Source organism: Corynebacterium sp. HMSC036D02 (genome assembly GCF_001836165.1).
Taxonomy (GTDB): domain Bacteria; phylum Actinomycetota; class Actinomycetes; order Mycobacteriales; family Mycobacteriaceae; genus Corynebacterium.
Window position 1 is genome coordinate 1 of sequence record NZ_KV827684.1, and the last position, 224, is coordinate 224.

Sequence of the window (224 nt, forward strand, 5' to 3'; positions counted from 1 at the left end):
GGTTGAGGATGGCACCACGGTTGAGACCGAGGGCCCGAATAAGGCTGAGATCGATAAGAACGGCAAGCTGATTGTCGACATCGATGAGAACGCTAAGCCTGGTGACAAGGTTGTTGTCGTTGTCAAGGACAAGAACGGCAAGCAGATCGACCGCGTCGAGGTTGAGGTTGAGCAGCCGGATGCTCCTGCTGACAAGCCGGACTGGAAGGACGGCAAGGGTAAGC

At 56.2% G+C, this 224-nt stretch carries 1 protein-coding gene; it reads left to right on the plus strand.

Annotated features, from left to right (window positions below; translation table 11 throughout):
• Window positions 1–224: hypothetical protein (locus HMPREF2743_RS12765; RefSeq protein ID WP_168167318.1), on the plus strand; the 224-nt coding region annotated here is incomplete at both ends.